Raw genomic sequence first — 16183 nt, forward strand, 5'->3', positions numbered from 1 at the left:
ATTAAAATAATCATTAGAAACTGAACGGCCACATATCAACTTCCGACATCCATTCTTGCATCTTCCAACCTTTAAAATAAATTTAAAATCAAGGTGATCAACATATTGGTCACTTTTTTTATTTGTATTACTTTTGTGCGATGCGTTTTATAAAAATCATAGCTGTAATTATTCTTTTCCTGGTGGGTGCTTATGCTCTTTCCATGTATTATTTCGTGGATGAAAGCAAAAATTTTCAGATTGAAAAAGAAATAGATTATCCTGTAGACAAGGTGTTTTCACAATTCAATAATCTGCAGAATTTCACGAGATGGAATAACTTTTTTAAAAATTCCCAGTCTATTGATATTGATTACTATACTCCATACGAAGGACAGGGTAGTGCCATCAGTTATACGGACCCTAAAAATGATACGGATGGGGAAATGTTCATCCGGTATGAAAATCCCAATAGAACATTAAGGTATCAGCTTTTCGAAAACAAAAATGAAAACCCTACCCTTGTTGATGTAAAGTTTAAAGCGCTTTCGGCGGAAAAAACAAAAATTACATGGTATGTGCATACTCCGAAGCTTTCGGTCCTAAAAAGGGTGAAAAACTTCTGGAGCGAAGACCGTTTTGCCGAAAATATCGATAAAAGTATGGTTAACCTGAAGAATGTTTTAGGAAATAAGGTAGAAAAAGATAACCAGATGGCCGCTATAAAATATGATAGCCTTATGGTTGAAAATGAAGAAGAAAAACTATTATTGGGAATCAATGTAAGTGCGTCCAACAAAAAAGATGCTTTGTATAAAAACATAGTGATGAACTACAATAAAGTGTATAACTATGTAACCATGGATCTTGGTAAAAAAGATGATGAGTTCGGATATCCGATGCTGATCACGGATGCAGATAATTACAAAGATAAGGAAGTTTCATATTTCCTTGGGATTCCATTGTCCAAAAAGATGGGAGTTACCGATAATAATTTTAGTTTCAGATCGGTAAACCCGACTCAGAATTACGTCATGTACTACAAAGGGACCTATGCAGGAAGAGTCAAAGCGATTCAGCAGCTGATCCAGAAAGCTAAAAAAGATGAAATGCGTTTTGGAGATGTTCAGCAAACCTTCATTGAGCGTCCGATGGAGGATCAGGAGGTGAACGTGAAGCTCTCTTTATCGGTGTTTAAGTAAATTCCTGATATTTATCTCGTTTATGTTTTTTTTAACGGTTTGAAGCTGTCCCAAGTCGGTTTTTTTTATTAAATTTGAAGATTAATTCTACAAATAAATTTTAATAATAGATACACTGTAATAATGGACAGATTTTCATTCCTAAACGCAGCTCATTCTCAGTTAATTGAGGATTTATACCAACAGTATTTAAAATTCCCGGACTCTTTAGAACCATCATGGAAAGCCTTCTTTCAAGGCTTTGATTTTGCTTTAGAGAACTATAGCGATGACGATAGCATTCAATATATTCAGGGTTCGGCTAATGCCGCTCCTGCCGCTCAGCAAATTTCCCAGGCTGTTTCCAATGGAGAAGTGCCTGAACACATCAAAAAAGAATTCAAGGTTGTTAACCTGATCGAAGCATACAGAACAAGAGGTCACCTGTTTACCAAAACAAATCCTGTAAGAGAAAGAAGACATTACACGCCTACTTTGGATATCGAGAATTTCGGATTGTCTAAAGAAGATCTCAATACAAAATTCAGCTGTGCGGTAGAAACAGGAATGAAAGAGCCTGCAACATTGAAGGACCTTATTACTCACCTGGAAAACATTTACTGTGATTCTATCGGTGTTGAATATATGCACATCAATAATGTTGAGGAGAAGGATTATATCAAAAAATGGTTACAGGTAAATGAAAACCACCCAAGTCTTTCAGCCAATGAAAAAACTGAGATTTTATTGAAGTTGAACCAGGCTGTTGCCTTTGAAAACTATCTTCACACCAAATTCGTAGGACAGAAGAGATTCTCACTGGAAGGTGGTGAAACATTGATTCCTGCATTAGACCAGTTGATTTCAAGATCTTCTCAATTAGGAGTAGATGAGGTTGTTCTGGGGATGGCTCACAGAGGAAGATTGAATGTATTGTCAAACATTTTCGGAAAGTCTTACAAGCAGATTTTCTCAGAATTTGAAGGAAAGGAATTTGAAGAAGATGTATTCTCAGGGGACGTTAAATATCACTTAGGATCATCTAAAAAGATCAAAACTGCTTCAGGAGAGGAAGTTGCCATCAACCTGACTCCGAACCCGTCTCACCTGGAAACGGTAGCTGCTCTGGTAGAAGGAATCTGCCGTGCGAAGGTAGATGATAAATACAAAGATTATTCTAAGGTATTGCCAATTATTATCCACGGTGATGGTGCAATTGCCGGTCAGGGTATTGCGTACGAAGTTGCCCAGATGATGACATTGGAAGGATACAGAACAGGAGGAACCGTTCATATTGTTGTGAACAACCAGGTTTCGTTTACAACCAACTATATGGATGCGAGATCTTCCACCTACTGTACAGACATTGCTAAAGTAACGGAATCACCTGTAATGCACGTAAATGCTGATGATGCGGAAGCAGTAGTTCATGCCATGCATTTTGCTGCCGATTTCAGAGCCAAATTTGGTAAAGATGTTTACATCGATTTATTAGGATACAGAAAATATGGGCATAATGAAGGTGATGAACCAAGATTTACACAGCCTAACTTATATAAATTAATTTCCAAGCACCCGAATCCAAGAGAGATTTATAAAGATAAATTATTGAAGGATAGTGTGACTTCTAATGACGTGATTGCCAAAATGGAAGCCGATTTCAAAGGACTTTTAGATAAGGATTTTGACGCTTCCAAAGAAATTGAGAAGAACATAATGGATGTGTTTATGGCTGAAGACTGGACCAATTACCCGATTGCCAAAAGAGGAGCTGTTCAGGATGCCGTTGATACAAAATATGAATTGAACAAATTGAAGGAACTGGCTATTAAAATGTCAACGCTTCCGGGGGATAAAAAATTCATCAATAAAATTACAAGATTATTCGAAAACCGTATCAAGGCTATTGAAGGGAATTCTTTAGACTGGGCTTTAGGAGAATGGTTGGCGTATGCTACTTTGCTTACGGAAGGTCATAATGTAAGAATTTCCGGAGAAGATGTGGAAAGAGGAACATTCTCTCACAGACACGCGGTGGTAAAAACAGAAGATACAGAAGAAGAATATATCCCGCTAAGACACGTTTCTGAAAACAGATTCGATGTGTACAACTCACACCTTTCAGAATATGGAGTTTTAGGATTTGATTACGGATATGCCATGGCTTCTCCCAATACATTAACGATCTGGGAAGCTCAGTTCGGAGATTTCGTCAATGGAGCACAAATTATTGTTGACCAGTATTTGGCTGCTGCAGAAGAAAAATGGAAAATTCAGGATGGATTGGTGATGTTATTGCCTCACGGTTCAGAAGGACAGGGTGCGGAACACTCTTCAGCAAGATTAGAAAGATTCTTGACACTTTGTGCGAATGAAAACATGGTGGTAGCGAACATTACTTCACCGGCTAACTATTTCCACCTGCTAAGAAGACAGTTGAAATGGGCATTCAGAAAGCCATTGATCGTAATGAGCCCTAAATCTTTATTGAGACACCCGAAAGTGGTTTCTCCACTGGAAGATTTTGCCAATGGCTCATTCCAGCCGGTTTTAGACGATCCTGCTGCTGATCCTAAAAAAGTGGAAAAAGTAGTTCTTTGTTCAGGGAAGCTTTACTTTGAATTATTAGCTAAGAAAGAAGAACTGAATGCAGAGAATATTGCTTTAGTAAGATTCGAACAATTATATCCGCTTCAGGCAGATGCTATTGAAGCGATCTTCAACAAATACGAAAACAGAAAAGAATTGGTTTGGGCTCAGGAAGAACCTGAAAATATGGGAGCTTGGTCTTATATCCTGAGAAACTTCAGAGATACAGGAATCCAGGTGATTGCTCCTGTACCAAGTGGTGCTCCGGCTCCGGGAAGCCACAAAATGTTTGAGAAAAACCAAAATGCAGTGATCAACAGAGTATTCGATAGAAATGATGCTCCTGTAAAAAGACCTGTAACCGCTTAATAAATAAATAATCGATTAAAAAAATAAAAAAAATACTCAATATGTCAGTTTTAGAAATGAAAGTTCCTTCACCGGGCGAATCAATTACAGAAGTTGAAATTGCAACTTGGCTTGTAAAAGATGGTGATTATGTAGAAAAAGATCAACCTATCGCTGAGGTAGACTCAGACAAAGCAACGCTGGAATTGCCTGCTGAACAAAGTGGTGTTATTACTTTAAAAGCTGAAGAAGGTGATGTGGTACAGGTAGGTCAGGTTGTTTGTTTAATTGATATGGATGCTGCGAAGCCGGAAGGCGCTGCTGCACCTGCTGCTGAAGCTCCGAAACAAGAGGAGGCTCCGAAAGCGGCTGAACCAGCTAAGCAGGAAGCTCCAAAGCCTGCAGCTCAACCAGCTGCGGCTACTCAGACATATGCAACCGGAGCTCCATCTCCTGCTGCTAAGAAAATCCTTGATGAAAAAGGAATTGATGCAGGACAGGTTTCAGGAAGCGGAAGAGACGGCAGAATTACTAAAACTGATGCTGAATTAGCTGCTGTTCCAGCTATGGGCGGAAGCTCATTATCTGCTACAGGTTCAAGATCTACAACTACGACTAAACTTTCTGTTCTTAGAAGAAAACTGGCGGCGAGATTAGTTTCTGTGAAGAATGAAACAGCGATGTTGACTACTTTCAATGAAGTGGACATGTCTGAGATCTTCAGAATCAGAAAACAATATAAAGATGAATTCGCTCAGAAGCACGGTATTGGTCTTGGTTTCATGTCTTTCTTCACGAAAGCTGTGACAAGAGCTTTGCAGATGTATCCTGATGTAAATGCATCTATCGATGGTGATTTCAAAATTAACTATGATTTCTGCGATATTTCAATTGCAGTTTCAGGACCTAAAGGATTAATGGTTCCTGTATTGAGAAATGCGGAAGGAATGTCTTTCAGAGGAGTAGAAGCCAATATTAAAAATCTTGCTGATAAAGTAAGAGACGGTAAAATCACGGTTGATGAGATGACTGGTGGTACATTCACCATTACAAACGGTGGAGTATTCGGATCCATGTTGTCTACACCTATTATCAACCCGCCTCAATCTGCCATCTTAGGAATGCATAACATTATTCAGAGACCTGTTGCAATTGATGGACAAGTGGTGATCCGACCAATGATGTATGTGGCAATGTCTTACGATCACAGAATTATCGATGGCAGAGAATCTGTAGGATTCCTTGTAGCGGTAAAAGAAGGTATTGATAACCCTGTTGAAGTATTAATGGGAGGTGACGAAAGAAAAGCCCTTGAATTATAATTAATGAAATAATAATCATAATTTATAAATCTCGCCTCAAAAAAGGCGAGATTTTTGTATATATTTGAGAAATACCAAAGTGATGTTTTCAAAAATAACTTCAAATATCAGAGTTTCAGTAGTTCCTGAATATGATAGAAAAAATAGTTACCCTTCTGAAAATCGATTTGTTTTCAAATACAATATCACAATAGAAAACGACGGTGATTTTCCTATAAAAATATTAAAAAGAAAATGGTTGATTTTCGACGTTGGTTTCGGATATACGGAGATTATAGGTGATGGTGTAATTGGTTTGACCCCTGAAATATCCACCCATGATAATTTTGCTTATTTTTCCAATGTGATGCTACGTTCGGGAGTAGGTAATATGAGTGGAAAATACCTGGTTAAAAATATGAAAACACAGGAGAATTTTGAGATCGACATTCCAAAATTCAACCTGCTTTCAGAAGTCCTAAGCAATTAAAGTATGACGGAAATTTACTTTTAAAGTTATCAACTGTCCGAATCATCAGTATAGCTACTGAAATTAAAGCTTTTTAATCTTTAGCTTCATGCTTTCATGTACTTCTTCATTGCTTAAAAGAAACAGCTTCTCAAAAGCCAGCAGAGAGATTTTGGCACATGCTTCGGCGTCATCTCCGGCTCTGTGGTGCTTGAATTCTATCTGATGATATTCCGCCAGATGCTTTAAACCATAGCGTGGAAGATAATTCCATGATTTTTTGGCAAGCTGTATGCTGCAAAGGTAATTGAGCTTCGGGGTAAACATTCCATAATGATCAAGACATCCCCTTAAAACTCCGGCATCAAAACTGGCATTATGTGCTATCATTAATGTTCCGTACATCATTTCTTCTACTTCATACCAGATTTCATCAAAAGTAGGGGCATGTTTCACGTCATCCGGTGTAATTCCGTGAATGTCTATATTATAAGGATTAAAATAAGGGAAACTTGGAGGTTTGATCAGCCATGTTTTGGTTTCAACAATCTTTGAATCCTGTACGATACATACTCCCATCTCACAAGCCGAACTTCTCTCATGGGTGGCCGTTTCAAAATCTAATGCACAGAAATCCATTGTATCATGATTATTGAGTTAAATATAAAATTAAATGTACAAATTTAGCCTCAATTTTCAATGTTTTTATATAATATAGGCTGTAAATAAATGTTTAATTGCCAAATTTTTTAATTCGTATATTCTTTTCTTTCACTTTAATGATAAAAGGCTGGGATTGTGTTATTTTTCCTGCCTCAATCTTCACATCTGTGTAGGCTTGTTCACTATAAGTGTTTAATGGCAACGAATTGGAATTAAGGCTGATTCTGTAGCTCCCTGAAGGCAGAAAAGAAATGAACTCTCCGTTGTCATCTGTAAATAGACGTTGTATAAGCTTATCATTTTGGTAAATATTGAAAACGATACCCTCAATTTTAGGGGTAAAATCCAAAGCGGTTTTTGCATTAAAATCATAAGTCACTTTTCCATGCACTGTTCCGTTTTGATGAAGGGGAACTTCTACATAATGATGATGGTGATTGACTTCAAATTCAGCATCATTATAGTACCATCCCTGTTGGATGACCTGCTTTAAAGAATATCTACCGTAAGGAATTCTGGTATATGTAATATTTCCCTCATTATTGGTTTTAAACGATATATTGTTAATCATAACCAGATATCCTTCGGCTGCATTGTCTCCTTCATCATAAATGTTATTATTATTCCGGTCATAATATACGAATGCTTTTATACTCGATTTTTTTCCGGGGTCCAGTGTTTTAGGCAGTAAATTGAAATTTACACCTAATTCAACGGTAAAAAGGTTATTGTTTAAATGACTTGAGGAATAATTATACCAGGAGGAGTTCAGAAAAATTCCATATCGTTCTTTTGTATATTTCAGGTTGATAAATCCTGAAGGTGATTTTCCATATAAAGCATCTTCGGTATAAGCTAGACCGGAGGTTAAATTTACTTTTTCTTTAAAGAAGCTTTTATTGAAAAAAGAAGAAACGGATAATTTCCTGTAAGGGGAATTTTCATTAAGCATTTTAGAAAAGGCATATTCGGAAAGGAAATAGCTGCCGTATTGATAAATATAACTTACGTTAAACCATTTATAATTATAGTTACCGCTGATTTTCATCTGATATTCCGGACGGCTGAAGTCAGGATAATGAACAAGCCCGGCTTCAATGCTCAGCATGGAAGAATGCTTTTTATCAGGGCTCATCCATGTTGTATATTCTGTTAATCGCTGAGCTTTCAGTTGTTTTGATTCCTGGGTTCCGGAAATATTGAAAAAATTATTATAGGTATTGGAACGTTCTTGCTGATACTGGTAGCCAATGCCTACACTGAAAGTTCCCTTTTTAGGAAAATTCATTCCGAAATCCAATCGGGTACTGTTAGATTTTAAATCGGTGTTGTAAAAATAGAACCTTGGAGAAAAATTGGACACGGTTACATTGGCATATACATTATAATCTCCGAAGATATTTCGGGAAAAGTTCTGCTGTATCTGCAGTATGCCTCTCCGGTTTCCGGGATAATAATCTGTACTGTAGAAATAATTTCCGTTGAGATTGATCTTCTCGATAAGCCCGGAATACTGGGACTCAACGGCAAAAGAGGGCTTAATCGTTTTGATGCTCTCATATGAACTGAAACCACTGTATACCTTAGCGTTTAATTTCCAATCTTCAGTAAAGGTATGGGTAAAATCTGTTCCGAATAAGTGATGTTGCGCCTGATCATAAGGATCTTTTCTGAAAATGTATGTCCCTGCCACATTCTCGGAAGCATTTTGAGAACCCCATATTCCTCTGGCATAAAAGCCATATCCGTTTTTCAAAAATGTATTTCTTTCAATCAGGCTAAAGCTTTGATCAACAAATCCCACTTCCAGTTTTTTATTTTTATCGGATGATATGAAGGCATATTCTGCACCTCTTCCGAATAATGATAATTCCAGCAGCTTATTGATATTTCCTAAAGTGAATTCACTGTTTTCGCGGCGATAAGAAATATAGGTATTATTGACAATAGGATCACTTTGGTTATTGATGGTATAGATATTTCCTCTTAAAAAAATGTATCCGGCGGGAAGATTAAATCCGCCTGAACCGGTCAGCTGATACATATCAATATCTCGACCTACACTTCTGTAACTGGCTGTAATACTGTTTTTAGTGTAATTTGAAAACGGATTTATCTGTAAATCCTGATAATGCTGTACTGATGAAACATTCTGAACCGAAACCGAAGCATTTCCGAATATTTCTTTGTCGGGATCTCTGAAACCAACAATATTAACGGTAAACTGCGAGCCTTTGATGATCCTGTTCGAAGGCATAAAACGGAAAACAAACACAGAATCCTTGTGTACCCCGACACTTCCTTTTTTTTCTACAAAAAAATTCTCCTGAGTGGCATCGGGAATTTTAAAAACAATGGTCACTTTCTGTTTTTTATTACCCAGATTGGAAACTCTTGCACGGACTTCAATAGAATCATTAGAGTTATTGATATGGATCAGCGGTGTTTCAGGAGCTATCCTTAGTGCATTATTTTCTGCAACAATATGCGTGATTACTTTTTTGGTAACAAGATGGTTTTGTAAGTCTGTAAGATTAATTGTAATATTAGCTTCTCCATACGCAGCGTCATTATTGACGAGTATTTTTACCGGTAAAAATATATTTTCACCAGGTTTTAGATCCACTTCAACCGTATTGTTCAAAATGCTTCTGAATCCGGAAGGAACCTGAATGTTAATATTTCCTTTAAACGGAGTATCCGGGTTTTCATTCTTTACCGATACAATAAGATCTATGATGCTGCTTTTATCCGCCCTGGACTCATTGCGGATCTCCATTCTGATTCCGGAATGGTCCTGAGCCGAAATCAGAATAAAGGATAGCGGAATCAAAAAAACAAGGATTATTTTTTTGAACGGATCTGTTAGCATTATGGATTATTGTGGAGTTATTTCGTATTGAATTGTAGTGGAGTATTCTTCTGATTTTGCATTAATAAGCCGTTCATCACTGGGGCCGGTAAAATATTTAATATCATAATAAACTTTAGATCCATGAGTGTTATATCCTGTAGCAATAAGCTGCGGAGAAGAACTTAGTGAAACCGGATATGTACTTCCCGTGTTTTGTGAGGCTGGATTTAAAGTCAGCTTTACAGCATCCAGGGGAATGGTATTTCCTGCCGCAGATATAAATTGGCTCTGAAGAGATTTCAATTTAATCTGATATTTTGTATTACTGCTTACTATTAAAGCATTGGAATACGTTATGCTTACTCCGTTGATGTAATCTCCCATGCTTTTAAATTCCAGACTGCCATTTACAGCATTCGCTGCAAACTGTAAAGACATTTCAGGCGGTTTGTTAGGCGTTCCCGAAAGTGTACCGATCTGAAATTGAAAATTATGATCAGCCTTGCCAATCATATTGTTATTTTCGTCATAAGCGGTAAACTGTAGGGGAGCGGTAAAGGTAATCCAGGAAGGATAATCGCCAAGATAAGCACCACCCATCACATTCATGCTGTATTTCAACTGCAAACTGTAATAGCCCTGAGGCTTCAAAGGCTGATTGTACAATGCTGCATTGGATTGCGGAACCAAAAAAACTTCTCCGCCTTCCTGCAGAAAAACATTCAATGGCATTCCTATCTGAGGAACGGAAGGAATGGGGTTAGGATAAGCCTGGCCTGATGTGGATACCGGTTGGAAGGAAATTTTATTAGCCGGAAGAATATACTTGCCATCATTAGAGGTAATAGGCTGTTTTAATCGTACAGACAACCTCCAATAAGGAATATTGAAACTGCCGTTACCTGCAAAAGTAAGTGTGTAGGCATCAGGGTTGGTGTTCCCGTTATAAGAATTAATTTGCAAATAACTGTTTGTCCACGAGCTGTAGGAAACCTGTGAGAAGCAATTAACGAAAATAAATAAGACAATACAACAGAGATTCTTATTCATAGGTGAAATTTAATTCTCCCATTTCAAGATTGTTATCTTCGTAATCAAGCATTACCGAAGCTGTATATTTCCCTTTTTGAAGGGTAGCGGGAAGATTTAGGCTCATTTCTCTGTTATTTCCCGGCATGGTATAGAAAACCACAGGCTCCAAAGTCGTCTTTTCCCCATTTTGGGTGTTCACAAGATCTGTATATACTTTTCCGTCTGTCCATACATCTCCCTGATTTTCAAAAAATAATTCAAGCGCGTTTTTAGACTTATTGTAAATAAGATTTTTGATTTCGAGCTTTTTATTTTTAGCGGAAGGTAGTTTGTGAAAAAGTTTTATCCCGGAGCGGATGCTTACTTTTATATGGGCTCCCTTACTATCTACATCATCTACGGGATTCATCTGGCTTACATATAAGACAGCTGTAGATACCGGGGATTTGTCTGATAATTTATTAGGAACAGTAATCGTAATATCAATGTCTTTTCTTTCACCCGGACCTAAAGTAAAATAATTATCTTCTTTTTTTATTGTGACCCAGCTAGTGCATGACGTAGGAAGAGTATTGGCGGTATACATTACGTTTTCACCTTTATGGTCATATTCCCAGTCTCCCAGGCTTACAGCGAAATCCAACGAATTCTTCGTGCTTACATTGGTTACTGTTACTTTTTGTGTATTACTGTTTCCTAAATCTGACTCGAAGTATACTCTTGGAGGAGAAACGGAAACTCCTGTCTGCGCATATCCGGTGGAATAATAAGAGCAGATGATACAGGCAAAGGAAAAAAACAGTTTTTTCATGGCAGGAATTAGATAATAAAAAACAACAGATAAGTGTTGTAATATAAAATCACAACACTTTTTTGTTTAAAATATTAGGGTTATATTATTGAGAAACAATAGTATACGTTAATTCCGTAGTGTATACAGTCGGGTCCTGGCCAGCAATATAATTGTCAAGATAAGCATTCGCTCCTGCACCTTTATATTCAATGCTGATTTTTTTGTCCACCCCTCCATGAGTAGAAGTCACTAAAGTTGTTTCAGTAGCAGATAACTGTACATTTTGTGCATACTGAGCACCGTTTACTGCATCAGAACCTGCACTTGCTTTAATTTGTAGTGTGTTGGCCTGGATGTTTTTACTACCGTTTTGTAGGGCTGCATTAGCGCTTTTTACTTTTACCTGGAATCCTCCGGTACTAAATATGCTTAAATGGTCAGCGTTTATAGAAGTTACTCCATTGGCATAGTCATCTTTTGTTACGTAGTCCAGGTTAACAACCTTTTGTGCGTTATTAACAACAAGAGTTTGGATTGGTTTTAATCTTACATTTAATGTTACATTTTGTTGAGCTTTAAAAGTCACAAATCCTACTAAAGCAAAAGATGTCAAAATACATTTTTTCATAGTTAAATAGATGTTTTTTTATATTAAGTATTCTTGAATTTTTATGGTGCAAAAGTAGAGATAAACCACTGATGCGCTTTTGTGAAAAAATACTTATGATTTGTAATTTTTGTCGAAGATGTATGCTCTAGAAAATCAGTATCTTTTATGATAAATTGACAAAAGATAAATTATGGGAGCGATAAATTTAAAAATAAAATAAAAAAAACACTAATTTATTATCGATATAAAAGTTTTGATAATAACTTTAGAATGGGCCCATGTGGTATGTTGTTATTTTATGCATGATGATTTTTGTCATAAACCGACTATTATTTTGAAATAATAGTAAAGACTAAAAGTTCATTTTCAGCAACTGGACTTCCTGTTTTTTTTATTATATTTTCTATATTTTGATTTATTATATATTTTTTATGCATGACTCCTTTCGGGTTGTCAATGAGATAGTACTCCATGGAATCATGATTTTTTTTAACCTTATTATCTCTGTGGGTATACATTTCACGTTTTACATGAACCTGAAATCCGGAAACGCTTGAGACTACAAGATAGTCGGGTGTTGGTATTTCCTTCTCAACAGAGTTGGATTCTGTATTGCCAATGGAAAGTGTTTGTACGGGATACAGGCGGAGATTTAATTGCAAACGATCAGCTGCCTGTGCGAAAGCTACGGCAAAAGCAAGCATGAACGGGATGATTAAAAATCTGGTAAGCATATATCCCTAAGATTTTTCACCAAATGGTTACTTAGGTAAATATACAATATTTTTCTAAACTTATTTCATTTCAGAGGGATATTTTCCAGCATGTTTTTTTATAAAGTTGCTGAAATTCCCTTCATCACTGAAACCCAGTTCATATGATATTTCGGAAATAGTATGGTTTGAGAAATTAATGGCTTTTTCAAACTCATTAATAAGTTTTTCAATAATAATCTGTTTGGCTGTCTTTCCGGAAATATATTCCGTCATTTCCGTCAGTTTCCTTGATGTTATATTGAGTTCGCTTGCGTAATAAGATACTTTCTTTGCCTTTTTATAATCCCTTTGCAGCAGGATTTTAAATTTATTGACGTAATAAAGGTATTCGAAATTATAGTCTTTTTTTGTTTCCTCGGCAGGAATATGCAGGAAGGCGTCCAGCATTAGCCTTTCAATGGCATTGTGAGCGGCAGCTACATAAAGGTTTTTATCTTTTAATTGATAGTTTTCCATTCTTTCCATCAGAACCACCTTCTTTTCATCTTTATTAAGAAAAGGAGCAACAAATATGTCGGAATTATAATTAAAAAATAGCTGCGAATTCAGAAATAAGCTGTCTTTTGTAGATCTTTCATAAAAACATGAAGAAAAGGCAATAATGTATATTTCAGGACCTTTTCTTTCACCGAATATAATATTTTTATGGGGGCCGATAAAAACGATATTACCTGCTTTTATCGTGTGAAAAACGTTCTCGACTAATACATCTAGGTCTTGTAAGACGATGAGTATACAGAAATAATTTGACGTATTAAATTGCCTATTACCATTGTTTCTTTTTATAATATAATCTAATGGATTGATACTGAATCCTATATCCTTTAACTGATCTGTTATTGTATACATTTATTATTAGATTATTTTAAATAAAAATTAATTATTATTATGGTGTAAATATAAAATTTTTATTATTTATTTTAATTTTTTCATGGATATTTTATTGTTAAATAACAAATTTCATATCCCATCAATAAAAAAAGTAACAATATGAACAGTGATAACACGTAAAAAATAATAAGAGACATGCTTCTAAACTCTATAGTTTAGAATAAAAGTACTTTTATAATCTTTGGATTAAAGAAAATGTTTGAAAATCAGCCATTTTGACTGATAGAATTGTTTTTTTTGATAGGGTTGGCGAAGCTTCCAGGTTGCCGCAGCCTGCCCATAAAACCCAAAATGTGCCCTTACCACCGCCCAAAGATGTGGAAGGCCATTTTTAAATCCGAAATAAATCCCGGCGAGCCCGTCCAGGCAAAGCCTGAAAAACAATAGCCAGATCAGTTTTGGAAAAGGCAGGTTTTTCAACATCATAGAAAGGTTATTCCTGATATTTAAATAAGTTTTTTGAGGATTCTGTTTATGTAGAGTGCCTCCACCCACATGATAAATTTTAGATTTTCCTGTATAGTATATTTTCTTTCCGGAGTTGATTAACCGCCAGCAAAGATCTATTTCTTCCTGATGGGCAAAAAACCTTGCATCAAAGCCATTCTGCTTCCAAAAATCTTCAGAACGGATGAATAAGCAGCAACCTGAAGCCCAGAAAATCTCTGTTTCATCATCATATTGTCCCTTATCTTCTTCTACGTCATCAAAAATCCGGCCTCTGCAGTACGGATATCCCAGATTATCGATCAAACCGCCTGCGGCTCCTGCAAATTCAAAGAAATTTTTAGTATGGTAAGATAAAACTTTTGGCTGTATCGCTGAAATCTCAGGGTCTTTTTCAAACAATTCCAAAACGGGGCCAATCCAGTTTTCCGTGACTTCCACATCAGAGTTCAGTAAACAGTAATATGTTGCGTCTATCTTTTGTAACCCTTCATTATAGCCGCCTGCAAAACCGTAATTCTGTTCATTGATAACAATCTTTACATCCGGAAAATGAGTCTGTAAAAAATTTACGGAATCGTCTGTAGACAAGTTGTCAATAACATATACGCTTGCTTTTTCAGAAAAACGGATTACGCTTGGCAAAAATTTTTCAAGCCAGTTTTTACCATTCCAGTTTAATATGACAATTGCTAATCTTTCAGTCATGTACTTATACCTTTTCAGAATCAAAATCTTTGATAGCATTCTGATATTTCCATTTTCTATGAGACCAAAGATAATTGTCAGGATGCTTATGAAGAGTGTTTTCCAGCATTTTATGGAATTTTTTCACCACTTCATGCTTGGTGAACTTTTCTCCATCCGGATAAATTCTATGGTAATTGACCTGATAGAAACCTCGTTTTACCTTCTTCATTTCGCAATAAATAAAGATAAGATCCATTTTTGTAGCAAGACGGTCATATCCTGTAAAAACAGGCGTTTTCTGGTTTAAAAACTCGAGCCCGTAAGTAATATGGGCAAAGTGTGGGGTTTGATCTGCCACAAACATGTAAGCAGAATTCCCGTCATTTTTAGATCTGAAAATATTGAGGATGACTTCATTGGCTTCCAGGGCTTCATTTCCGAATTTATTACGGACCTTTTTCATCTGATTTTCCCAGAATTCACTGTTTACCTTCCTGTAAACCGGATGGCAATGTTGCTGAGGAACGATTTTGGCCAATGCATTGATCCATTCCCAATTGAAAACATGCCCGGCTAAAAGAATAATGTTTTTTCCTTCTTTTTTGGCTTCATGAAATAAGTCCTGATTGATATGCTGCATCCTCACCCTGGATTCGGTCTCGGAAATACTGAACGATTTTACGGTTTCTACCAGGTAATCGGAGAAATTGAGGTAAAACTTTTTTCGGATTTCCTTTATTTCCTCTTCGGATTTATGGGGAAAAGAGTTTTTTATATTTTCAGTGATCACTTTTTTTCTGTACCCTACAATATAATGGTTCAGAAAGAAAATAATGTCCGAGAAAATATATAATATTTTGAGCGGCAGTTTGGATATCAGGTATAGTATTTTGATCAGAAAATTCATAAAACGTACAAATTTAGTGATAATATGATTATGGTTTTATTTTTGCTGATGTTAAGTATTATTTTTTTTATTTTTAAAGTATGAAAAAATTGTCACTATTCGCGTTCCTGTCTTTAAGCACAATTGCTTTTTCACAGGAAATTAAAAATACTCCCGAACGAAATTCAGGAGAAAAAGCCCTTTTGGTAAAGCCGGATCAGGCCGAACTTGATGCAAAGAAAAAAGCTGCTGAGGAGAAAGCTAAGCTTCCTAAGCCTTATGATCCGAAAGCTGATGCACAGAAAGATATTGATCAGCTGATTGCAAAGGCGAAGAAAGAAAATAAGAATATTATGATCCAGGCGGGTGGAAACTGGTGTATATGGTGTCTTCGTTTCAATCAGTATGTACAAACTACTCCCGAATTAAAAGAGATTGTAGACGGCAATTACCTGTATTACCATCTTAACTATTCGCCCGATAATAAAAATGAAAAGGTTTTTGCCCAATATGGTAACCCGGGTGAAAAATTCGGTTATCCAGTATTTATTGTTCTGGATAAAGAAGGAAAGATGATCCATGTACAGCAGAGTGATGTGCTGGAAGAAGGAAAAGGATATAGCCTGGAAAAAGTAAGAGAATTTTTCAACAGCTGGACTCCAAAATCATAAACA

The 16183-nt window shown here is 36.3% G+C and carries 14 protein-coding genes; 5 read left to right on the plus strand and 9 right to left on the minus strand.

Going from position 1 to position 16183, the window contains the following annotated elements:
• Window positions 1-140 precede the first annotated feature (140 nt).
• From BCF58_RS06255 to apaG, 4 genes are all read left to right on the plus strand, one after another.
• Window positions 141-1181, plus strand: a complete 1041-nt coding sequence (locus BCF58_RS06255; RefSeq protein WP_121460899.1) for an SRPBCC family protein — start codon at window positions 141-143, stop codon at window positions 1179-1181.
• 123 nt (window positions 1182-1304) lie between these two features.
• A complete protein-coding gene (locus BCF58_RS06260) occupies window positions 1305-4118 on the plus strand; it encodes a 2-oxoglutarate dehydrogenase E1 component (protein WP_121460900.1) in 2814 nt (937 codons plus the stop codon).
• Between the two features lie 41 nt (window positions 4119-4159).
• Window positions 4160-5419: a 2-oxoglutarate dehydrogenase complex dihydrolipoyllysine-residue succinyltransferase gene (gene odhB, locus BCF58_RS06265; RefSeq protein WP_121460901.1), complete on the plus strand. Its 1260-nt coding sequence runs from the start codon at window positions 4160-4162 to the stop codon at window positions 5417-5419.
• An 82-nt stretch (window positions 5420-5501) separates the two neighbouring features.
• Window positions 5502-5888, plus strand: a complete 387-nt coding sequence (gene apaG / locus BCF58_RS06270; RefSeq protein WP_228434746.1) for a Co2+/Mg2+ efflux protein ApaG — start codon at window positions 5502-5504, stop codon at window positions 5886-5888.
• A gap of 63 nt (window positions 5889-5951) precedes the next feature.
• Here apaG and BCF58_RS06275 read toward each other — a convergent pair whose 3' ends face one another.
• From BCF58_RS06275 to BCF58_RS06315, 9 genes are all read right to left on the minus strand, one after another.
• Window positions 5952-6506 (minus strand): 3'-5' exonuclease, encoded by a 555-nt coding sequence (locus BCF58_RS06275; protein WP_121460902.1) that lies wholly within the window; start codon window positions 6504-6506, stop codon window positions 5952-5954.
• A gap of 94 nt (window positions 6507-6600) precedes the next feature.
• Window positions 6601-9402: a hypothetical protein gene (locus BCF58_RS06280; RefSeq protein WP_121460903.1), complete on the minus strand. Its 2802-nt coding sequence runs from the start codon at window positions 9400-9402 to the stop codon at window positions 6601-6603.
• 6 nt (window positions 9403-9408) lie between these two features.
• Window positions 9409-10434, minus strand: coding sequence for a hypothetical protein (locus BCF58_RS06285; RefSeq protein ID WP_121460904.1), 1026 nt, complete (start codon window positions 10432-10434; stop codon window positions 9409-9411).
• Window positions 10427-11227, minus strand: coding sequence for a fimbrial biogenesis chaperone (locus BCF58_RS06290; RefSeq protein WP_121460905.1), 801 nt, complete (start codon window positions 11225-11227; stop codon window positions 10427-10429). The genes BCF58_RS06285 and BCF58_RS06290 overlap by 8 nt, the downstream gene beginning before the upstream one ends.
• 85 nt (window positions 11228-11312) lie before the next feature.
• A complete protein-coding gene (locus BCF58_RS06295) occupies window positions 11313-11837 on the minus strand; it encodes a hypothetical protein (RefSeq protein ID WP_121460906.1) in 525 nt (174 codons plus the stop codon).
• Window positions 11838-12148: 311 nt separating this feature from the next.
• A complete protein-coding gene (locus BCF58_RS06300; protein WP_121460907.1) occupies window positions 12149-12553 on the minus strand; it encodes a hypothetical protein in 405 nt (134 codons plus the stop codon).
• A 60-nt stretch (window positions 12554-12613) separates the two neighbouring features.
• On the minus strand, window positions 12614-13444 hold the full coding sequence (locus BCF58_RS06305; protein ID WP_121460908.1) for a helix-turn-helix domain-containing protein: 831 nt from the start codon (window positions 13442-13444) through the stop codon (window positions 12614-12616).
• A gap of 228 nt (window positions 13445-13672) precedes the next feature.
• Window positions 13673-14641 carry a glycosyltransferase family 2 protein gene (locus tag BCF58_RS06310; RefSeq protein WP_121461068.1) on the minus strand — a complete coding sequence of 323 codons (969 nt, stop codon included), beginning with the start codon at window positions 14639-14641 and terminating at the stop codon, window positions 13673-13675.
• Window positions 14642-14645: 4 nt separating this feature from the next.
• Window positions 14646-15530, minus strand: a complete 885-nt coding sequence (locus tag BCF58_RS06315) for a lysophospholipid acyltransferase family protein (protein ID WP_121460909.1) — start codon at window positions 15528-15530, stop codon at window positions 14646-14648.
• A gap of 80 nt (window positions 15531-15610) precedes the next feature.
• Here BCF58_RS06315 and BCF58_RS06320 point away from each other — a divergent pair, with 80 nt between their 5' ends.
• The gene (locus tag BCF58_RS06320) at window positions 15611-16180 is read left to right on the plus strand and encodes a thioredoxin family protein (RefSeq protein ID WP_121460910.1); all 570 of its coding nucleotides are present in this window, start codon (window positions 15611-15613) and stop codon (window positions 16178-16180) included.
• Window positions 16181-16183: the final 3 nt, after the last annotated feature.

The organism is Chryseobacterium defluvii (genome assembly GCF_003634775.1).
In the GTDB taxonomy this organism is placed as follows: Bacteria; Bacteroidota; Bacteroidia; order Flavobacteriales; family Weeksellaceae; genus Chryseobacterium; species Chryseobacterium defluvii.